Annotated in this window: 19 protein-coding genes; 10 read left to right on the top strand and 9 right to left on the bottom strand. The window is 63.5% G+C overall.

What is annotated here, in order from left to right:
• Window positions 1-10 precede the first annotated feature (10 nt).
• The 5 genes from BUA26_RS15215 to BUA26_RS15195 all read left to right on the top strand — a co-directional run bounded on the left by BUA26_RS15215 (window position 11) and on the right by BUA26_RS15195 (window position 4,587).
• Entirely contained in the window at window positions 11-580 is a 570-nt protein-coding gene (locus BUA26_RS15215; protein ID WP_072761728.1) for a YqgE/AlgH family protein, read from the top strand.
• Window positions 577-1,029 (top strand): Holliday junction resolvase RuvX, encoded by a 453-nt coding sequence (gene ruvX / locus BUA26_RS15210; protein ID WP_083573039.1) that lies wholly within the window; start codon window positions 577-579, stop codon window positions 1,027-1,029. The genes BUA26_RS15215 and ruvX overlap by 4 nt, the downstream gene beginning before the upstream one ends.
• A 34-nt stretch (window positions 1,030-1,063) precedes the next feature.
• Window positions 1,064-1,990, top strand: a complete 927-nt coding sequence (locus BUA26_RS15205; protein ID WP_072761727.1) for an aspartate carbamoyltransferase catalytic subunit — start codon at window positions 1,064-1,066, stop codon at window positions 1,988-1,990.
• A gap of 137 nt (window positions 1,991-2,127) precedes the next feature.
• Complete coding sequence (locus BUA26_RS15200; RefSeq protein ID WP_072761726.1) at window positions 2,128-3,918, top strand: hypothetical protein; 1,791 nt, start codon at window positions 2,128-2,130, stop codon at window positions 3,916-3,918.
• A gap of 255 nt (window positions 3,919-4,173) precedes the next feature.
• On the top strand, window positions 4,174-4,587 hold the full coding sequence (locus tag BUA26_RS15195; RefSeq protein ID WP_343124227.1) for a BON domain-containing protein: 414 nt from the start codon (window positions 4,174-4,176) through the stop codon (window positions 4,585-4,587).
• A 241-nt stretch (window positions 4,588-4,828) separates the two neighbouring features.
• Here BUA26_RS15195 and BUA26_RS15190 read toward each other — a convergent pair whose 3' ends face one another.
• The 3 genes from BUA26_RS15190 to BUA26_RS15180 all read right to left on the bottom strand — a co-directional run bounded on the left by BUA26_RS15190 (window position 4,829) and on the right by BUA26_RS15180 (window position 10,648).
• A complete protein-coding gene (locus tag BUA26_RS15190) occupies window positions 4,829-7,969 on the bottom strand; it encodes a TonB-dependent receptor (protein WP_072761724.1) in 3,141 nt (1,046 codons plus the stop codon).
• A gap of 372 nt (window positions 7,970-8,341) precedes the next feature.
• Window positions 8,342-9,511, bottom strand: coding sequence for a PilT/PilU family type 4a pilus ATPase (locus tag BUA26_RS15185; RefSeq protein WP_072761723.1), 1,170 nt, complete (start codon window positions 9,509-9,511; stop codon window positions 8,342-8,344).
• A 99-nt stretch (window positions 9,512-9,610) separates the two neighbouring features.
• Entirely contained in the window at window positions 9,611-10,648 is a 1,038-nt protein-coding gene (locus BUA26_RS15180) for a type IV pilus twitching motility protein PilT (protein WP_072761722.1), read from the bottom strand.
• 374 nt (window positions 10,649-11,022) lie between these two features.
• On the opposite strand from BUA26_RS15180, the gene proC reads away from it, so the two are divergent.
• Both proC and BUA26_RS15170 read left to right on the top strand, forming a co-directional pair.
• Window positions 11,023-11,847 (top strand): pyrroline-5-carboxylate reductase, encoded by an 825-nt coding sequence (gene proC, locus BUA26_RS15175; RefSeq protein ID WP_072761721.1) that lies wholly within the window; start codon window positions 11,023-11,025, stop codon window positions 11,845-11,847.
• Entirely contained in the window at window positions 11,844-12,419 is a 576-nt protein-coding gene (locus BUA26_RS15170) for a YggT family protein (RefSeq protein ID WP_072761720.1), read from the top strand. Before proC ends, BUA26_RS15170 begins: the two co-directional genes overlap by 4 nt.
• Window positions 12,420-13,155: 736 nt before the next feature.
• Here BUA26_RS15170 and BUA26_RS15165 read toward each other — a convergent pair.
• Genes BUA26_RS15165 through pdxH form a run of 3 tightly spaced genes read right to left on the bottom strand, consistent with a single transcriptional unit; the run spans window position 13,156 to window position 15,003 of the window.
• Window positions 13,156-13,974: a cobalamin-binding protein gene (locus BUA26_RS15165; protein WP_072761719.1), complete on the bottom strand. Its 819-nt coding sequence runs from the start codon at window positions 13,972-13,974 to the stop codon at window positions 13,156-13,158.
• Window positions 13,975-13,978: 4 nt separating this feature from the next.
• Window positions 13,979-14,419: a secondary thiamine-phosphate synthase enzyme YjbQ gene (locus tag BUA26_RS15160; RefSeq protein ID WP_072761718.1), complete on the bottom strand. Its 441-nt coding sequence runs from the start codon at window positions 14,417-14,419 to the stop codon at window positions 13,979-13,981.
• Window positions 14,416-15,003, bottom strand: a complete 588-nt coding sequence (pdxH, locus tag BUA26_RS15155; protein WP_072761965.1) for a pyridoxamine 5'-phosphate oxidase — start codon at window positions 15,001-15,003, stop codon at window positions 14,416-14,418. The genes BUA26_RS15160 and pdxH overlap by 4 nt, the downstream gene beginning before the upstream one ends.
• A gap of 232 nt (window positions 15,004-15,235) precedes the next feature.
• On the opposite strand from pdxH, the gene BUA26_RS15150 reads away from it, so the two are divergent.
• A complete protein-coding gene (locus tag BUA26_RS15150) occupies window positions 15,236-16,069 on the top strand; it encodes a kinase (protein ID WP_072761717.1) in 834 nt (277 codons plus the stop codon).
• A gap of 56 nt (window positions 16,070-16,125) precedes the next feature.
• Here the strand turns inward: BUA26_RS15150 and BUA26_RS15145 are convergent, their stop codons facing one another.
• The 3 genes from BUA26_RS15145 to BUA26_RS15135 form a co-directional block, all read right to left on the bottom strand.
• Complete coding sequence (locus BUA26_RS15145) at window positions 16,126-16,329, bottom strand: dodecin family protein (RefSeq protein WP_072761964.1); 204 nt, start codon at window positions 16,327-16,329, stop codon at window positions 16,126-16,128.
• 111 nt (window positions 16,330-16,440) lie between these two features.
• Window positions 16,441-16,785 (bottom strand): YbjQ family protein, encoded by a 345-nt coding sequence (locus BUA26_RS15140; RefSeq protein ID WP_072761716.1) that lies wholly within the window; start codon window positions 16,783-16,785, stop codon window positions 16,441-16,443.
• A 31-nt stretch (window positions 16,786-16,816) separates the two neighbouring features.
• Window positions 16,817-17,650 (bottom strand): NAD-dependent epimerase/dehydratase family protein, encoded by an 834-nt coding sequence (locus BUA26_RS15135; protein WP_072761715.1) that lies wholly within the window; start codon window positions 17,648-17,650, stop codon window positions 16,817-16,819.
• 35 nt (window positions 17,651-17,685) lie between these two features.
• Here BUA26_RS15135 and BUA26_RS15130 point away from each other — a divergent pair, with 35 nt between their 5' ends.
• Both BUA26_RS15130 and aroB read left to right on the top strand, forming a co-directional pair.
• Complete coding sequence (locus BUA26_RS15130) at window positions 17,686-18,243, top strand: shikimate kinase (RefSeq protein WP_072761714.1); 558 nt, start codon at window positions 17,686-17,688, stop codon at window positions 18,241-18,243.
• Window positions 18,240-19,340, top strand: a complete 1,101-nt coding sequence (gene aroB / locus BUA26_RS15125; RefSeq protein ID WP_072761713.1) for a 3-dehydroquinate synthase — start codon at window positions 18,240-18,242, stop codon at window positions 19,338-19,340. The genes BUA26_RS15130 and aroB overlap by 4 nt, the downstream gene beginning before the upstream one ends.
• The last annotated feature ends 10 nt before the right edge of the window (window positions 19,341-19,350 follow it).

Genomic DNA, 19,350 nt, shown 5'->3' with positions numbered 1-19,350 from the left:
CAATAACCGCATGAGCACGACCGCGCCGAGCACCCTCACCGGGCATTTCCTGATCGCCATGCCGAATCTGGCCGATCCGCCGTTCTCGCGCAGCGTGACGTTGCTGTGCCAGCACGACGAGGACGGTGCGGTCGGCCTGCTGGTGAACCAGCTGTCCGAATACCGGCTTGGCGACGTGCTGGCGCAGATGAAGCTCGAATGCATGGACAGCGAACTGGCCGACGCGCCGGTGCTGATCGGCGGCCCGGTACAGCAGGAACGCGGTTTCGTCCTGCACCGCGAGCCCGGCGACTGGGAATCCAGCTATCGCATCAACACCGAGTGGTCGGTCACCACCTCACGCGACATCCTGGTCGCGATGGCTGCCGGCGAAGGCCCGCGCCAGGCCATCATGGTACTCGGTTACGCCGGCTGGGATGCCGGCCAGCTGGAACAGGAACTGATGGCTAACGCGTGGCTCACCGCCGAGGCTTGCGGCCGGGTGGTATTCGACACGCCGCTGGAAGAGCGCTGGAGCGCCGCCGCTGGACTGGTCGGGGTCGACCCACGCCAGTTGTCCGGCTACGCGGGTCACGCATGAGCTGTGTGTTCGGTTTCGACGTCGGCAGCCGGCTGACCGGCGTGGCGATCGGCAACACCTTCACCGCCAGCGCACGGGGATTGACCACTGTCCCGGTGAGAGATGACGGCCCGGACTGGAGCCGGCTCGATGCATTGTGCAAGGAATGGCTGCCGGACACCTTGGTGGTCGGCCTTCCGCTGACCCTCGATGGCGCCGAACAACCCGCCAGCCGACGCGCGCGCCATTTCGCCGCGCAACTGCAACAGCGCTACAGCCTGCCTATCGTCTTCGTCGATGAGCGCCACAGCTCGCAGGAGGCCGCGCAGCGGTTTGCCGCCGCCCGCGCGGCCGGACTCAAACGCCGCCGCGATGCGGCCAGCATCGATGCCGAAGCCGCAGCGGTCATTCTCGAACGCTGGCTGAGCGGTGCCGGATCAGCGGCATCCGACGACACCTCCGGTGACTGAAAACACCGTCCCTTCCACCTCCCGAGTCGCCGCCATGAGCCCTCGCCTGCGCCACCTGACTTCCCTGGAAAACCTTCCGCGCGAAACGATCGAGCGCCTGCTCGACCGCGCCGAGGCACTGCGCGATGCCTGCGCTCATGGCACCCGCAAGCTCGACGTGCTGGCGGGGCGAACCGTCCTGAACCTGTTCTTCGAACCGTCCACGCGCACCCGCACTTCGTTCGAACTGGCGGCGCGGCGGCTCGGTGCGGACGTCATCAATTTCGACATCGGGCTGTCTTCCACCAGCAAGGGCGAGGAGCTGTTCGACACCTTGCACACGCTGGAAGCGATGCATCTGGACGCGATCATCGTGCGCCACAAGCGTTCGGGTACGCCGGACGAACTGGTCCGCCACGCAATGAGCGGGGTATCGGTGATCAACGCGGGCGACGGCAATCACGCGCACCCCACCCAGGGCCTGCTGGATGCGCTGACGATCCGCCAGCACCGGCCGGACTTCGAAAACCTCAGCGTGGTGATCTGCGGCGACATCAAACATTCGCGGGTGGCCCGTTCGGACATCCACGCATTCGGAGTGCTGGGCGTGAAGGACATCCGCCTGTGCGGACCGGCCGAGCTGATGCCGGCACCGGACGAAGTTCCGCAAGGACGCCGCTACACCGATTTCGACGAGGCCATCAACGGTGTCGATGCAGTGATCATGCTGCGGCTGCAGAAAGAGCGCATGACGTCCATCGATCTGCCGGACGAAGCGGCGTACTTCGCCCACTACGGGCTGGATCGGCGCCGCCTGGCGCTTGCCTCCAAGGGCTGCCTGGTGATGCACCCGGGCCCGATCAACCGCGGTATCGAGATCGCGTCGGACGTGGCCGACGGCGCGCAGTCGCGGATTCTCGAACAGGTCGGCAACGGCGTGTTCGTGCGCATGGCCGTACTCAACGAAGTGCTGGCCCGCTGAGCCGCGGCAGCCGGCAAACCAGGTCGCCACCTTCCATGGTTGCGCCTGATTGCATCTGGCCGGCACTCGCCACAGCGCGATGGTCCCCAAGCGGGCATAATGTGCACCGCACCATTCCACCACCTCTGGGGATCAACATGCGATCGACGATGCGATATGTCGCGCTGGGTTTGGCCGGCATCATGCTGGCGGCCTGCGGGCACAAGAACAAGGATGCTCCGCTGGCGTTCGTACCGGCAGACACGCCGTATGTGGTGGCCAATCTGGAGATCATGGACGACAGTACACGCCAAGCGTTACTCGTCCAGGCCGACGCGCAGCTGCCGTCCAATCTGGCCCAGCTCGACGCCGCCGCCGATCGCATGGCCGCGAAGGATCCCGACGGCGCCCGCTTGCTGCGCGCATTGCGGGCCGAATTCAACGGCAAGACCATCGAAACCTTTGCCCAGAGTGCCGGGCTGGATCTCAAGGGCCACTCGGCGCTGTACGGCCTGGGTATGGCACCGGTGCTGCGTTTCGAGCTGAGTGATCCACGGGCGTTCGAGGGTTTCATCAGCCGGCTGGAAACCGCCTATGGCAAGAAACTCGATCTCGCCAATGTGGACAAGCAGAGCTATCGCAAATATGCGTTCGCCGCCTCGGGCACCGAGATGATCCTGGCGATGGTCGGCAAGCAGGCCGTGGCCGCACTGTTGCCGGCCGATGCCTCGCCGGCGCTGCTGCGCCAGGCGCTGGGCCTGGATCGTCCGCAGAAGAACCTGCAGGACGACGGTCGCCTGGCCACGCTGGCCAAGGCCAAGGGCTACCAGCCCTGGCTGGTCGGCGAGCTGGATCTGACCCGCGCACTGCCGCTGGCGGTCGGCGGCGAGGATCCGCTGATCGGCGCGATCCTCAAGGCACATGCCGAAGCCGAGTCGGCCAAGACCGGCGAACCGGTGGCCAATCAGCTGCAGACATCACCAAGTTGCGCGACCGATGCCGCCCGCATCGCCGCCCGCGTGCCGACGCTGAGCTTCGGCTACACCCAGCTCGATCCCAAACACCAGAACGTGCGTTTCGACGTGGCGCTTGCCGACGACATCGGCAAGGCTTTCAGCGGCCTCAAGGTGGAACTGCCGGGACTGGGCAGCGCCGGTACCGCACCGTTCGACATGAGCCTGGCGCTGCCGGTCGCGCAGATGCGCACATTCTGGTCGGCCCAGGCCGATGCCGTGGTCGCCAAACCATTCGCCTGCCCCTCACTGATCGATCTCAACGACAGCTTTGCCAAGCTCGGCCCGGCCATGCAGAAGGCCGCCATCCCGCCGTTCGGCGACATGCTCGGCCTGCGTATTGCGCTGGACTCGCTGGTGCCTGGCCAGAATGCCGGTGCGCCGACATTCAGCGGACGCCTGGTGCTGGGCACCAACAACCCCGCCGGCCTGCTTGCGATGGGCCAGATGATGGTGCCTGCACTGACCCAGCTGAAGCTCACCAGCGATGGCAAACCGCTACCGCTGCCGAAGGACATGACCAGCATGCTGGGCCAGCCGGCGTGGCTCGCCATGAGCGACAAGGCGCTTGCGCTCGGCGTGGGTGCCGGCGAAGACAGCAAGCTCGGCGACACCCTGAAAAATCCGGTCGGCGACGCCGGTCAGATGGCCCGCATGCACCTGACCGGTGCGATGTACATGGGCTGGCTGCAACTGATGGAACAGAAAATCGACAGTCTGGCCGCCGCCACCGCCGCGATCAGCAAGAGCGATGAGCCATCGATCAACGGCAGCGTCGACAACGACGACAGCGCCCAGGCCGCTGCCAACGCGGCGCGCTCGAAGGCGCAATTTGCCGCGATGAAGTCCCAGGCCGAAAGAGTCGACAGCATCAATGCGGAAATGCACGTCGTCGACAGCGGCATGGTGATCACCAGTCAGACCGTCCTGAAGTAGCGCTCATTGCTCAACGAAAAAAAGGAGCGCCGCGGCGCTCCTTTTTTTTTGACTTGCGAGCGTCATCGAACGCCCAGTCAACATCATGGAGACGCTCCCTTCGCATCCGTAATCTTCCGCTGAACCTGCATGGACCAAAGCCACGTGACATTCACGCTGTAGCTGGTGCCATGCAACCTACAAAAGTCAGCTTCTACGGCATCTCGCCGACAGACTTCCATTCCAGCCAAGGAGATTGCCATGCGTACCCCAACGATGATCCGCAACAGCATGCTCGCCACCGGCCTGGTACTCGCTTTCGCGGCCGTACCCTTTGGCCACGCCATGGCGCAGAGCGCCACCCCGGCGCAGACACCGCCGGAAGCCACCCCGATGCAGACACCGGACATGCAGACGATGCATAAGTCGCCCGAAAATCGGACCGTCCCCGACAAGGCGGCCGATGCCTGGATCACCACCAAAGTGAAATCCGAGTTCGGCACGACCAAAGGCATCAAGGCCACGAACATCTCGATATCGACCAACGATGGCGTAGTCACGCTGACCGGCAAGGTTTCGTCAGAGGATGAAAAACAGCATGCCGAACGCGTGGCCCAGCTTGTGAAAGGAGTGAAGAGCGTCGACAGCAGCGGCCTGACCATCGGCGCCATGGCGCCTGGAGAGAAATAGACATACGACGCTTGCCATGTTGCTTCCCCCATCGCCACCCGCGTATGGACGCTGAGTCTTTCGTCATATCCGATCGGCATGCTTGCAAAGGGTCGAATGAAGGCTTGGCGACGCTCTGAAGAATTCAGTCGGCAACGTAACCAGCAACCATAAAAAAAGGCCACCGGAGATACCGGTGGCCAAGGGGGAGTGGGTTCGCGCCGACCGAGATGTCAGGTTGAACCCGCGTTACCCGTTACGTTCAGAAGTCATACCGTGCGGTGATACGAACGTAACGCGGATCGGTGTAATTGAGCTCACGACCGTATAGCGGGTTCGGCGTATTACGCGAGCTGGTTTCGTAACGATAGTTGTATGAACCTGCCACTTGGCGGTTCAACACATTGATCACGTCTGCCTGCAATGTCAGTTTCCTGTTCAGCCAGTTCGGCGTGTAGGCCACGTTGAGGTTCAGCTGATAGCTCATCGGAGCCGTACCATGCGAACCACGCGGTGAGAACGCGTAGCCGGGACCGGCAGGTGCATAGGGGATCGGCATACCCTTGCTATCCACCGCCCCCGGGACGGTACCCGAACCAGACAGGCCACAGAACCAGTAGGCCGCACCCGAATAGAGGCCTTTGTCCGCTGTCGGATAGTGGCTGGTGCAGTTCTTCGGACGACCCGACGCGATCAACACGTTCGCACCGAAACGCCACTCGTCGGTCATCTGAAAGTAGCCGAACGCCTTCAACTGGTGCTTGCGGTTGTTCGGCAACAGACCATTCGAACCAACCATCAGCTGCGGCAGATCCCAGTCCTGGGTGGTCGACACATCCGCCTGACCACCATTGCCGGTATCCAGATCCGAGGCCAGCTGACCTTCAGTGTTACCGTAGTTGCGCGAATAGGTGTAGTCGATGCGGCCGTACCACTTGTCGGCAAACGGATGTTCGACGAACAAATCGAGTGCGTAGTACTTGCGCTTCAGATCAGGCATGCCCAGTTGGGCTTTGGTGTAGGTCACCGTGGTGAAGCTGCCGTCAGGCTGCTCGATCTGGAAGCTGTTCGCCTGACCCGGATTGAACAGGAAGCAGCGTCCGCCGAGGATCGGTGTGCAGGTATCGTCGATGGCGCTGCGCAGTTTGCGGTAGGTCAGCTTGGCACCCCAGTTGTAGCTCGGGGTGAGCTGCTGCTGCATGCCAGCGATGTACTCGTCCTGATAATGCGACTTCAGGCCCTTCGCTGCCACCGTACGCGGATCCGGTGCCGTGCCGCATTCGAGGTTGGACGAAATGGCATTGCCGCCCGGACACGTGTAGCCCTTGCTGGCATCCACAGCGACCGGGGTGAGCCCGGTAGGGGCGCCCGTCGCGGGGTCAACGCCGGTGTAGGTGAAATACTCGCTGGTGTTCAACGAAGCAGCTGCGCCGCGAACCGCGACGTTGTTCGGCATTGCCAGATGGTAACGACCGGCATTGGCAAACACCTTCAACGAGGAATCGCCAAGGACGTCCCATGAAACACCGAGACGCGGTGCCAGCTGATGGCGCTGTGCGGCGTAACGCTGCCCGGCGCCGTTAAAGTTGGTGAACTGCTCGTTGCGCAGGCCGACCGAGAGCAACCAGCGGTCGTTGAGCTGCCAGCGGTCCTCGATGAACTGTGCAGCCTGCTCGGTTTTCACGTTGCCGCTCTTGGTAACGTAGGCACGGGACACGAAATACCCCTTGGTACCCAAGCCGCCGGCCGAGGCTGGTGAGGCGACGCCATGACTGGCGTCGATACCGATGGTCGGGTTCGACTGCCAGCCGTAGATCCAGGCGTATCCGCCGGGATATTGCGAACCTGTCAGCGACTCGGCTTTCTGCGCGTCATAGCCGAGGCGGATATCGTGATCGCCAAGGTGATACTCGACATCAAAGCGCCAGCCGTGGGTTTTGTCATTGGAGCCGGGCAACAGCAACGCGCTGACCGCACTTTGCTGGCAGGCGCCATAGGTCAACCCGGGGGCCTGACTAGTAGTGGACGAAGAGATGTATGGGCAGGAGGGATCGTAGCCTACGGGTGTTTGCACGTGATCGAGCTTCTGCTGGCCGTACAGGGCAGACACCGTCAGGCTCTCCGTGAGATAGCCCGTGTACTTAGCGATGTACAGGTCACCGCCATCCTTGGTGTACACGCCACCGTTTCTGGTCGTGCCGTGCGTGGTGGTCGGATAGGTGAAGGAGTAGCGACTGGAGTCGTACTCGGTCTTGTCCGAAACACCAGTTAATTCGACGATGTGGTTGTCGGTGATGTTCCAGTCGATCTTTCCGGCCCAGCGCGGGATCTTGTACGTGTAATCGTTCCAGCCAGTCTTGTTGACACCGGCTGACGAGTTGGAGAACGACGCAACGCTGTTGCCGCTCTGGCGATTCATTTCCGCGTCGACGTAGAAGAACAAGCGATCCTTGATCAACGGACCGCTGAAATAGACGCCCGTCGTTAGATAGGAGAACTGGTTCTGGTTGCGGTACTGATACAACGTGCCGTCGGTGTGGTTGCTAGGCAGCGGACTGGGGTTGGAATTGCCGTAGTAGCCAGTGTTGGGAAAGTAGTTGTTGCGTGGATTGGCACGCAATGCTTCCGGGCGCCAGATGGTGTAGACGCCCCCCTTCCACTCGTTCGAACCGCGCTTGGTCACGATGTTGATGACGCCGCCGGTGGAGCGGCCGAACTCGGCACCGTAGCCGCCGGTCAGAATCTGTTCCTGATCGATCGCGTCGAACGGCAGCGTGCTGAAACCGATCGAGGTGAGCGGGTTGGCCACCGCATAGCCGTTGATGAAATACGCATTCTCCGACGAGGCAGCACCACCGAAGCTGGGCACGCCATAGCTGTCATTGCCAACTACGCCCGGCGCCAACAACGCGGCAGCGGCAATGTCACGCGCGACCGGCAGCTTGCTCAGCTGTTCCGAGGTGAGCACGGTACGCGTATCGACCGACGAAACGTCGATCGCGGGCAATGCGGAGGCAACTACCGTAACACCTGACAGTTCCTTGGCAGCAGCAGCCGTGCCCGCACCGAAAGATACCTCGGTGCCGCCAGCAATATTCACGGTCACATTGTCCCGTACGCCCACGTCGGCCCCCTGATTTCTCAGGGTTACTTTGTAGCGACCGTTCGGCAGCGATGAAAGCCGGTAGCGACCGCCGTCATCGACTGTGGTCGTACGGGTCATGCCCGTATCAAGATTCTGGATAACCACCGTCGCACCAGGCTGATTGGTCGCCTGACCAAAAATGGCGCCGGTAATATTGGACTGCGCAAATACTGCCGTGCTTATGAAAGCCAGGCCCAAGGCAGCAGCGAGCGCCGATCGGCGCAAATTCCCCCGGCCAAACACCGTCGAAGTACTCATCTAAACTCCCGAAATAGAAGCATTCACACGAGCGTCCGCGGACGGCCTTCGTTATGAATCGCCAAAAATTGAAGACAAAAAAGCCCACTCAAGCCGACTGGGCTCGATTGAATTCTGAAAGTGGACTTTCACTCCTGCTGCCGACTTTCCCCTCGACAGTGGCGCAAGATATAACGCAGGTAAATACGTCAGTCAACCAATTTTTTACGAAATATTTCAACTAATTTCATAAGCCGCACGGCGTTCGTCGCTGCGATAATTGCCGGATTTTCATGTTGTTACGAAACACAAGCACAGAATGCATCTGTGCCTAGAAACGAAGAAAGGCGCCCTATGGGCGCCTTTCTTCGTTTTTATTTGCGATGAAAATTCTCAGCGATTCAGCAGGTTGCTGCCGCCGAAGTTCTGCGAGTCGCGCGTTTCCTCCAGTTCCACGCCATCCAGGCCTTGCGACAAGGTGTGCGCATCGCCGCCCTGCGCCAGCTTGATGCGCAGGCGCACCTCGTTGGAGCTGTCGGCGTAACGCAGGGCGTCCTCGTAGGAGATCTCGCCGGCGTGATACAGCTCGACCAGGCTTTGGTCGAACGTCTTCATGCCAAGCAAGGTGGATTCCTTCATCAGCTCCTTGAGCTTGTGGATCTCGCCTTGGCGGATGTAATCCTGCGCCAGCGGCGTGCCAAGCAGCACTTCCACCGCGACCCGGCGCGCCTTGCCGTCGGGTGTGGGGATCAGCATCTGCGCCACGATGCCTTTCAGGTTCAGCGACAGATCCATCAGCAGCTGCTGCCGACGATCCTCCGGGAAGAAATGCAGGATGCGATCCATCGCCTGGTTCGCGTTGTTCGCATGCAGCGTGCACAACACCAGATGGCCGGTTTCGGCGAAAGCGATCGCGTGATCCATGCCTTCGCGCGTACGCACCTCGCCGATCATGATCACGTCCGGCGCCTGGCGCAAAGTGTTCTTCAGCGCGTTGTCCCAGCTGTCGGTGTCGATGCCGACTTCGCGCTGGGTGATGATGCAGCCCTCGTGCTTGTGCACGTATTCGATCGGATCCTCGATCGTGATGATGTGGCCGGTCGAGTTCAGGTTGCGGTAGCCGACCATCGCCGCCAGCGAGGTCGATTTGCCCGAGCCGGTGGCTCCGACGAAAACGATGATGCCGCGCTTGGTCATCGCCAACTGCTTGATCACCGGTGGCAGATTCAACTCCTCCGGTGTCGGGATCTTCGATTCGATCCGGCGCAGCACCATGCCCACGCAGTTGCGCTGGTAGAAGCACGACACACGGAAGCGGCCGACGCCTTGCGCCGAGATCGCGAACTGGCACTCGTGGGTCTTCTCGAACTCCTCGCGCTGACCGGGCGTCATCACGTTGAGCACCATGTCGCGCGACTGCTGCACGCTGAGCGGGCTTTGCGTGATCGGCACGATCCGGCCCTGCACCTTCATCGAAGGCGCCACGCCGGCCGTGATGAACAGGTCCGAGGCCTTCTTGTGCACCATCAGTTTCAGGAATGAGGTGAAATCGAAATCGCTCATGGCGATTCTCCTTCGGAGACGGAAAACGGGAAATGCGGAGCCGGGAATCGAGTCGGGAGATCGCCGTTGCGGGCGGCCTCCGGTTCCCTGCTCCCGGCCTTACTTGAAGCTGTCCTTGTTCTTGGCATAGCTGGATGCCTGCTGACGCGTCACCAGACCGCGTTTGACCAGATCCTGCAGGCACTGATCCAGCGTCTGCATGCCGAACTGCGTGCCGGTCTGGATCGACGAATACATCTGCGCCACCTTGTCCTCGCGGATCAGGTTGCGGATCGCCGGAATGCCGACCATGATTTCATGCGCCGCGATGCGGCCGCCGCCGACTTTCTTCAGCAGCGACTGCGAAACCACGGCGCGCAGCGATTCGGACAGCATCGAACGCACCATCGGTTTTTCACCGGCGGGGAACACGTCGATGATGCGGTCGATCGTCTTGGCCGCCGAGCTGGTATGCACGGTGGCGAACACCAGATGGCCGGTTTCCGCCGCGGTCAGCGCGAGGCGGATGGTCTCCAGATCGCGCAACTCGCCAACCAGGATGTAGTCGGGATCCTCGCGCAGCGCCGAACGCAGTGCCTCGTTGAAACCCAGCGTGTCGCGATGGATCTCGCGCTGGTTGACCAGGCATTTCTGCGAGGTATGCACGAATTCGATCGGATCCTCGATCGTGAGCATGTGCCCGTATTCGTTCTTGTTGATGTGATCGACCATCGCCGCCAGCGTGGTCGACTTGCCCGAGCCGGTCGGGCCGGTCACCAGAATCAGGCCCTGTGGCTGTTCGATCAGCTCCTTGAAGATGCGCGGTGCGCCCAGATCCTCTAGCGTCAGCACCTCGGACGGAATGGTACGGAACACCGCACCGGCACCGCGGTTCTGGTTGAACGCATTGACGCGGAAGCGCGCCAGCCCGGGAATCTCGAACGAGAAGTCGGTTTCGTAGAATTCTTCGTAATCGCGCCGCTGCTTGTCCGACATGATGTCGTAGATCAGCGAATGCACCTGCTTGTGCTCGAGCGCGGGGATGTTGATGCGGCGCACGTCGCCGTCGACGCGGATCATCGGCGGCAGCCCCGCGGACAAGTGCAAGTCCGAGGCTTTGTTCTTCACCGAAAAAGCAAGCAGTTCGGCAATGTCCATCTGTCGTTCCCCTCAACCGATGTCTGGCAATCGTCTGGATCGCATGAATTCGTGTGCCACGTCAGGGGACGGGTGATATTCGCAGGCGTGGCCTGCCACAGCCCATGGTGCGCCATGGAACCACCTGAACGAACTACCTGGATCCCCCTGTAGCCGCGTCGATACTACTCGCGCAACCGGCTGTGCGGCCAGTCTTTCCAGACCCCGACTTGCAAACTGTCGACCCGGTTTGAGCACCCGGTCGAAAAATCATCGTCCGGCCACCGCACGGACCGTCGAACCCGCTGTGTCGGCGTCCATGCATACCCACAAAACTGCCGCGTGACGACACCGCTCCGGTAAGGTACGCGGTCTGGACACGCGAGGAACCCTGCATGACACGACTTGCCTTCATCGGCGGCGGCAACATGGCACGCAGCCTGATCGGCGGCCTGCTGAAAACCGGCGTGGCCCCGGCCACCATCAGCGTCGCCGAGCCCCTGGCCGAAGCCCGGCATGCGCTGGGTCGCGAATTCGGCGTCGCCTGCTATGCCGAGAACCGGCTTGCCGCGGCCGCGGCCGAAGTCATCCTGCTGGCGGTCAAGCCGCAGATCATGCCCGCAATCCACACCGAACTGCGCGATACCTTGCAGCGCAACCGGCCGTTGCTGATCTCGATCGCTGCCGGCGTGCGCCTGGATCAGCTGGAGCGCTGGTTCGGCGCCGGCCTGCCTATCGTCCGCTGCATGCCGAACACGCCGGCGCTGATAGGTGCCGGCGCCACCGGCTTGTGCGCCAACAGCCGGGTCAGTCCGCCGCAGAAGGCGCAGGCGCAGCACATCCTCGACGCCGCCGGAATCACCCGCTGGATCGACGATGAGGCGTTGATGGATACCGTCACTGCGCTGTCGGGCTCCGGCCCTGCGTATTTCTTCGCCCTGGTCGAGGCGCTGGAAGCCGCCGCGGTGGCACAAGGCCTGCCGCGCGACACGGCCCGCGCGCTGGCTGCACAGACTTGCCTAGGCGCTGGCCGCATGCTGGTCGAGGGCGGCGAGGATCCCGCCATCCTGCGCCAGCGCGTCACCTCGCCGAACGGCACCACCCAGGCCGCACTGGAAAGCTTCAGCGCCGACGGCCTGGCCCGCATCACCGCCCGGGCCATCGCCGCCGCCACCCGGCGCGGCGTGGAACTGGCCGCACAATTGGACAAGTTGTCATGAGTTATGTGTTGAATGCGCTGTCCCTGTTGATCGAGTTGGCGTTCGAGGCCGCCGTCACGCTGTTGTTGCTGCGGGTTGCCGCCGAAGCCTGCCGCGCGGATTTCAACAATCCGCTGAGCCAGTTCGTCTATCGCTATACCAACCCGGTATTGGCGCCGATCCGGCGCGTGCTGCCGAATTGGCGCCGGATCAACCTGGCGGCGCTGCTGCTGGCGTGGCTGCTGATGCTGCTGAAACGGCTGCTGCTGTTCGCCTTGATCGGCGTGGCGCCACGTCCGGTCGGCCTGATCGTGCTGGCATGGGCCGAATTGCTGGACTTCGTGCTGTTGTTCTACCTGGTGCTGATCTTCGGCTGGTCGCTGCTGAGCATGTTCGCGGTCGATCGCCGGCAGCCCCTGCTGCGACTGGTCGGCAACATTGTCGCTCCGCTGCTGCGCCCGTTGAATGGCAAGCTGATCGCCGGCAACATCGACTTCGCCCCGATGGCGGTGATGATCGTGTTGCTGCTGGCGCGTTTGCTGATCGCCGCACCGCTGCTCGATCTGGGCACCCGGTTGGCGCTGGGTGCTTGAGTTTTCTCCTGTGGGATGTGGGAGCGACTTCAGTCGCAATGGCTCTTGCTCGTTTTGTTGATTAAGTGCAGAGCGTTCACCCTCCTGCGGAGGGCGAGTTACTTCTCTTTTGCTTGTCCAAAAGAGAAGTAACCAAGAGAAAACGACACCCCGCTTACGCGCCTTGCGGGCATCCCTGCCCGCAAGGTCCGCGGGTGGGTTACGGGGTTTGTCGACAGCACATCCTGTGCTGACGCCAAACTGGCCGGCATCCCTGCCGGCCACCCTGCGGGCTGTTCCTCCACCCACCCGCCGCTTCAGAGGGGCCCCGGGTAGAGCAGCGGGCCATCGTGGCCCGCACTTTTCAGAAGAGCCGGAGCAACAGCAGAGCGACGCTTTGCTTCGGCTTTTCACCGAGTGCGGGCCAGGATGGCCCGCTGCTCTACCCGGGGCCCCTGTGCGGCGGTGAGACGGGGTCGACAGGCCCGCAGGGGCATCGGCAAGGATGCCGATGCCTTTTCGCCAGGACAGGAGTCCTGTCGAAAAGCCCGGCCCCGGCTCACGGACTTGCCGGGCAGGAGCCCGGCAAGCGCCAAGCGGGGTGGCCTTTCTCTTTGGTTAGCTTTCTCTTTGGCCACACAAAGAGAAAGTAACTCGGGCGCCGTAGGCGCACGAAAGCTCTTCGCTTCAAACCACCAAAAAGTATCGCGACTGAAGTCGCTCCCACAAAAGACCAACAACCCAAAACCAAAAAAACTCAGCGCAGCGCCCACTCCGTGATGATGCGATGGATCTCGTCCAGCCCATCGAACAGCGCCGCCGGTCCCGGCTGCAGAATGATCGGCGATTTGATTTCGTACAGGTCGCCGTTGCGCACCGCCGGAATGGTGTCCCAACCGGGCCGCGCAGCGACGCGTTCGGGCCGGAAGCGCTTGCCGCACCAGGAGCCGAGAATGATGTCCGGCGCGCGCCGCATCACTTCGTCGCCGTTGGGCAGAATGCGCTGTTTCGCCAGCGGCTCGCGCGCCAGCTCGGGAAAGCAGTCGTCGCCGCCGGCGATGCCGATGATCTCGGCCACCCAGCGGATGCCGGTGATGATCGGCTCGTCCCATTCCTCGAAATACACCTTCGGTCGCCGCGGCAACCGCGCGACCGCGGCGCGGATGTCGGCGATGTGCTGTTCGGCACGCCGGGCGTAGACCTCGGCTTTTTCGTGCGCACCGACCATCGCGCCCAGCCGGCGGATGTAGGCAAGAATTCCGTCGACGCTGCGGTGATTGCTGATCCACACCTCGACGCCGGCCTTGATCAGCTCGCGTGCGATGTCGGCCTGGATGTCGGAGAAACCGATCGCCAGGTCGGGTTCGAGTTTCAGGATCTCGCCGATCTTCGCGCTGATGAACGCCGAGACCTTCGGCTTCTCCTTGCGTGCCCGCGGCGGCCGCACGGTGAAGCCGGAAATACCGACGATGCGGCGGTCCTCGCCGAGCGCGTACAACACCTCGGTCGGCTCCTCGGTGAGGCAGACGATGCGTTGCGGAAAGTGATCCGGCGAACGAGTTTCCTGTCCGTTCATGCGCTCAATGCCCCAGCACGGTCACCGTGACCTTGCGCTGGTGCGGATCGAGACGATGCTCCCACAGGTAGACGCCCTGCCACGTGCCCAGCAGCAACTTGCCGGCGTGGACGGGTACCGTGAGGCTGACGCCGGTGAGGATCGAACGGACATGCGCCGGCATGTCGTCGGGGCCCTCCGCATCGTGTTCGAAGATGGGATCGCCATCGGGGACCGCGCGCGCAAACCAGCGCTCGAGGTCGTCGCGCACGTGGGGGTCGGCGTTCTCGCCAAGCAGCAGCGAGCAGCTGGTATGCGCGGTGAAGACGTTCGCGATACCGGTCTGCACGTGGCTGCTCGCCACCGCGTCGGCCACCTGCGCCGTGATGTCGCTGAAGCCGCGGCCGCGCGTGTGCACGGCGAAGCCGCCCTGCGCCACATGCTCCGCGGGCAGCGGCCTGGTCACGGATACAGCAGCCGGCTGGTCCAGGTCTGGCCGTGGCGATCCCAGCGCACCCGTTCGTGCAGGCGGAACTCGGCGCCGTACCAGAACTCCAGCATGTCCGCTTCGACCACGTAGCCACCCCAATGCGGTGGCCGAGTCACCTCGCGGCCATCGAACTGCTGCTCGTAGCGTGCCACCCGCTGCTCGAACGCCTCCCGATCGGGCAGCGTCTGCGATTGCAGCGACGCCCACGCGCCGATCTGGCTCTGGCGCGGACGGCTGGCGAAGTACGTGTCCGATTCCTCGTCCTGCAGCTTGCGTGCGACACCCTCCACGCGCACCTGGACTCCATCGCGCAGCTGCTTCCAGTGGAAACACAACGCGACCTGCGGGTGAACCTCGATCTGATCGCCCTTGTCGCTCTGGTAGTTGGTGTAGAAGCGGAAGCCGCGCTCGTCGGCACCCTTGAGCAGCACGATGCGCGACGCGACGCGGCCGGAGCCGTCGACGGTGGCCACGCTCATCGCCGTCGGATCGCGATCGCCGCTGGCCTTGGCCTCGTCCAGCAACCGCAGGAAGGTGTCCAGAATCTCGGGTTTGAGCATGATGTTGAAACTTTCCTTTTGCATCGTGGCTGACACGCGCCATCATGGCGCAAATGAATCTGACCGATGATAGTGCAATGCCCCATTCATCCAGTACCACTTCCGCACGGCGGGCGGCATCATTTTCCGCCGTGAAATGTGAAGACGGTCGCTGCGCGTCGGTTGGCGGGACACACCGCCACCGCTATCTTCCCGCAGCCGAAATACCTCCCGGAACCGGGGTAGCCCGCGGATGAAGATGTCTCACGCAGACATGCAGAACGAAGCCCTCGCCGGCCATCTGCTCGACCAGTACGCGGGGCGCATCGCCCGCTCGCGGCGCCCGTACATCCTGGGACTGTCCGGACTGCAGGGCAGCGGCAAGAGCACGCTGGCGCGGGTGATGAAAGCCCAGGCCGAGGCCCGCGGCTGGGCCACCGAGGTACTCTCGCTGGACGATTTCTATTACGCCCGCAGCGACCGTGAAGCGCTGGCGCGCGACGTACATCCCTTGTTGCGCAGCCGCGGCGTGCCGGGCACCCATGAGATCGAACTATTGATGTCGGTACTGGCCGCATTGCCGTACGCCTCGGACAAGCTGCCGGTGACGCATCCTCGCTTCGACAAGGGTCGCGACACGCGCTTTTCACCGTCGCGCTGGCCGCGAACCACACGGCCGCCGAGGCTGGTGATCGTGGAAGGCTGGGCGCTGGGTATCCGCCCGCAGCTGCAGGCCGCACTGGCCAGACCAATCAACGAACTGGAACGCAAGGAAGACCCGGACGGCAGCTGGCGGCACTGGGTCAACAAACAGTTGCGCGGCTACCAGCCGCTATGGCGCAAGTTCGACGCGCTGATTGTGTTGCAGGCGCCGAGCTGGGAGATCGTGCGCCGCTGGCGTGGCGAGCAGGAACAGGATCTGCTGGCGCGACATGCGCCACTGGCGATGGACGAGACGGCGATGGAGCGCTTTCTGGCCCACTTCGAGCGGCTCAGCCGACACGCGCTGGCCACCTTGCCGGCACTGGCCGACACCTGTGTGGAATATGACGACGATCGTCACGTGACCGGCCTCAGTCACGGCTGAATTCGGGCAACGGAACGGGAAAGCGGGAGCACTCCGAAGCCCCCGCCGCTGCCTGCTCACTCGACGATGAAGTTCACCTTCATGTTGACGCGCCACTCGGTCACGGTGCCGTCGTCCTTCGTGACCGCCTTGATCTCGTTGACCCAGGCGCCCTTGATGTTCTTCACCGACTCCGCCGCCTTGCGCAAGCCGTGCTGCACGGCATCTTCCACACCCTTGGCGGACGAAGCATTGATTTCGATGACCTTGGCTACCGACATGGCGTCAATCTCCCATTCGATCGTGCGAGCGGCACGTTGCGCTTCCCCGGTCCTGAAGCCCGAGTCTGCGCCGCAGCCGTCGGCCGCAACAAGCCGCACCGCGTCATCACATCATGTTGACGCTTCCACTTGCACTGCCGTACCGTAAGCCAGCACTTCGGTGACGCCCTGGGCCACGTCGTTGGCGTCGTAGCGCATCGCCACCACGCCGTTCGCACCCATCGCGCCTGCGTGCTGCAGCATCAGCTCGAAGGCCTCCTCGCGCGCCTTCTCGCACAACTCGGTATAGATCGAGATATTGCCGCCGACGATCGTCTGCAGAGCCGCACCGAGATTGCCGACCACGCTACGCGAGCGCACCGTGATACCTCGCACGATGCCCAGCGAACGCACGATGCGGTAGCCGGGAATCTCGTTGCTGGTGCTGACCTGGTGATGAGGAACAGTGTTGGCCATGCGGGTTCTCCCTGGTGAGTGAGTGGGTGTTTCACTGATCGAACAAGGCAGCGTAACCATCGCGCGCATCCGGCCATTGCGGCACGAAGCCGCTGGCGCGCAGGCGCGCGTTGCTGAGCCGCTTGCTACCGACACCGACCGGAGCCGGGCCGTCGTCGGCCGGTCGCGCGCCGATCAGGCCGGCCAGATGGTCGTACAACACATCGAGCGGCAGCGGCGTGTTGTCCACGCCAAGATACAGCGGCAACGGATCGTCCAGCTGCAGCAGGTGCACGACCGCCGCTGCGGCATCGTCGACATGAATGCGATTGGCCCAGTGCGGCAGCGTACGCGGTGCCACGACCTGCCCGGCGCGCAGACGTTCCAGCCATTGCATGCGTCCGGGACCGTACAGCCCGGCCAGCCGCAACACGATCGAAACCGGTGATTGCGCGGCCAGCCACCGCTCCGCCTCCAGCAGTACTTCGCCATTGAATCCCGGCGGTGCCGGCGGCGTGTCTTCATCCACCCAGTCGCCGCCATGTTCGCCATAAACCGCGCTGGAAGAAACCAACAGCACGCGCTGCAAGCGGTCATGCCCCAGCGCGTCAAGCAGATGGCGCAAGCCGTCCACGAAAGTCGCGCGATAGGCGGCGGCATCGCGCCGGTCCGGCGTCGGCAGATAGACCAGCTGGGTGATATCCGGCGGCCATCCGCGCAGGGTTTCCGGCAGGGTCAGATCACCGCGCAACCAGTGGATGCCGTCGCCATCGTGCATCGGCTGCTGGCGCCGCAGCGCCCACACTTCATCGCCACGCGCCAGCAGGCGCTGTGCCACGCGCAGGCCAAGGTCGCCACAACCGGCCAGCAATACCCGTTCGCTCACCACAGTCCTCGCAGCTGCCCTGTTAGCATTTGTCCATGAATCCGTCGTGCAACCTGTTCATCATCGGCCCCACCGGCGCCGGCAAGACGTCGATCGGGCGCCGGCTCGCCGTGCATTATGGACTGCCGTTCGTCGATCTCGATCAGGAGATCGAGCGCCATTGCGGCGTGGACGTGAGCACCGTGTTCGAGATCGAGGGCGAAGCCGGCTTCCGCCAGCGCGAAACTGCCTTGCTCGACGAATGCAGCCAACGCCAGGGCGTGCTGCTGGCCACCGGTGCGGGCGCCGTGCTGGCCGAGCAGAATCGGAGCTACCTCGGCGAACGGGGCTACGTGGTATGGCTGCAGACTACTGTCGAGCAGCAACTGGAACGACTGGAACGCGACCACCACCGCCCGCTGCTGGCCGTGCCGAACCGACACGAGCGGCTGCTGGCGATGGCGCAGACCCGCGAGCCGATCTATCGCGGGCTCGCCGACCTCGCCGTGCCCGGCCAACACGGCAGCGTCGCCGCCGCCAGCGAACGCTGCATCGCACTGATCGATCATCACTGGCAACGCCCATCCACTGCATGGCCCCGGCAGAAAGCATGAACAACCCCGCACCCCAGACCATCACCGTCGCGCTGGGCCAGCGTAGCTATCCTGTGTGGATCGGCAGCGGCGTGCTCACCGAGCATGCCCGTTGGCGCGCCATGCTGCGCGGCCGGCACGCGCTGGTGATCAGCAATACCACGGTGGCGCCGCTATACCTGCCGCGCATCGAACAGGGACTGCACGGCCTGAAGTGGTCGTCGTTCCTGCTCGATGACGGGGAAGCACACAAGAGCTTCGCCAATGTCGGCCGCGCGCTGGAAGCGCTGGGCCAGCTGGGTGCCACCCGCGACGCCTGCGTGATTGCACTCGGCGGCGGCGTGGTCGGCGACCTGGCCGGTTTCAGCGCGGCGTGCTGGATGCGCGGCATCGACTTCATCCAGATGCCGACCACCTTGCTGGCCATGGTCGACTCCTCGGTCGGCGGCAAGACCGGCGTCAACCTGCCGGTGGGCAAGAATCTGGCCGGTGCGTTTCATCAGCCGCGCGCGGTGATCGCCGATATCGACACGCTGGCTACCCTGCCCGAGCGCGAATACCGCGCCGGCCTCGCCGAAGTGATCAAAGGTGCGGCGATCGGCGACGAACCGTTTTTCGCGTGGCTGGAGCAGCACGCCGATGCGCTCGCCGCACGCGACTCCGCCGCTGTGCTGGAGGCGATCGCGCGCAAGGTGCGTTACAAGGCCGGCGTGGTCGCCCGCGACGAGACTGAACAAGGCGAGCGTGCCCTGCTCAACCTCGGCCATACCTTCGGCCACGCACTGGAAACCGCCGGCCACTACACGACCTTGCTGCACGGCGAAGGCGTCGCGATCGGCATGTTGCTGGCTGCGCAGTTGTCCGAACGCCTCGGCATGAGCGGCAGTGCCGATACCGCGCGACTGCGGAAATTGCTGGAGAAGCTCGACCTGCCCACGACGATTCCACCTGGCATGGAGGCGCAGCAACTGCTGGCGCTGATGCGGCTGGACAAGAAAAACACCGCCGGCGTGCTGCGGCTGATCCTGTGGCGCGGCATCGGTCGCGCCGAGATTGTCGGCGGGGTTGCCGAAGCCGATGTATTGGCGACACTGCAGGCGGCCACGAGCCCGCCTTGAAGCGGTCGCG

The sequence above is a fragment of the Rhodanobacter sp. OK091 genome, from assembly GCF_900142825.1.
In the GTDB taxonomy this organism is placed as follows: Bacteria; Pseudomonadota; Gammaproteobacteria; order Xanthomonadales; family Rhodanobacteraceae; genus Rhodanobacter.
The sequence above is the reverse complement of the archived record's forward strand: the minus strand, read 5'-3'. Positions and strand labels throughout refer to the sequence as shown.

Excerpts from the sequence above, each read along its gene's own strand:
- BUA26_RS15215 (WP_072761728.1), top strand. The coding sequence starts at position 11 with ATGAGCACGACCGCGCCGAGCACCCTCACCGGGCATTTCCTGATCGCC.
- ruvX (WP_083573039.1), top strand. The coding sequence starts at position 577 with ATGAGCTGTGTGTTCGGTTTCGACGTCGGCAGCCGGCTGACCGGCGTG.
- BUA26_RS15205 (WP_072761727.1), top strand. The coding sequence starts at position 1,064 with ATGAGCCCTCGCCTGCGCCACCTGACTTCCCTGGAAAACCTTCCGCGC.
- BUA26_RS15200 (WP_072761726.1), top strand. The coding sequence starts at position 2,128 with ATGCGATCGACGATGCGATATGTCGCGCTGGGTTTGGCCGGCATCATG.
- BUA26_RS15195 (WP_343124227.1), top strand. The coding sequence starts at position 4,174 with ATGATCCGCAACAGCATGCTCGCCACCGGCCTGGTACTCGCTTTCGCG.
- BUA26_RS15190 (WP_072761724.1), bottom strand. The coding sequence starts at position 7,969 with ATGAGTACTTCGACGGTGTTTGGCCGGGGGAATTTGCGCCGATCGGCG.
- BUA26_RS15185 (WP_072761723.1), bottom strand. The coding sequence starts at position 9,511 with ATGAGCGATTTCGATTTCACCTCATTCCTGAAACTGATGGTGCACAAG.
- BUA26_RS15180 (WP_072761722.1), bottom strand. The coding sequence starts at position 10,648 with ATGGACATTGCCGAACTGCTTGCTTTTTCGGTGAAGAACAAAGCCTCG.
- proC (WP_072761721.1), top strand. The coding sequence starts at position 11,023 with ATGACACGACTTGCCTTCATCGGCGGCGGCAACATGGCACGCAGCCTG.
- BUA26_RS15170 (WP_072761720.1), top strand. The coding sequence starts at position 11,844 with ATGAGTTATGTGTTGAATGCGCTGTCCCTGTTGATCGAGTTGGCGTTC.
- BUA26_RS15165 (WP_072761719.1), bottom strand. The coding sequence starts at position 13,974 with ATGAACGGACAGGAAACTCGTTCGCCGGATCACTTTCCGCAACGCATC.
- pdxH (WP_072761965.1), bottom strand. The coding sequence starts at position 15,003 with ATGCTCAAACCCGAGATTCTGGACACCTTCCTGCGGTTGCTGGACGAG.
- BUA26_RS15150 (WP_072761717.1), top strand. The coding sequence starts at position 15,236 with ATGAAGATGTCTCACGCAGACATGCAGAACGAAGCCCTCGCCGGCCAT.
- BUA26_RS15145 (WP_072761964.1), bottom strand. The coding sequence starts at position 16,329 with ATGTCGGTAGCCAAGGTCATCGAAATCAATGCTTCGTCCGCCAAGGGT.
- BUA26_RS15140 (WP_072761716.1), bottom strand. The coding sequence starts at position 16,785 with ATGGCCAACACTGTTCCTCATCACCAGGTCAGCACCAGCAACGAGATT.
- BUA26_RS15130 (WP_072761714.1), top strand. The coding sequence starts at position 17,686 with ATGAATCCGTCGTGCAACCTGTTCATCATCGGCCCCACCGGCGCCGGC.
- aroB (WP_072761713.1), top strand. The coding sequence starts at position 18,240 with ATGAACAACCCCGCACCCCAGACCATCACCGTCGCGCTGGGCCAGCGT.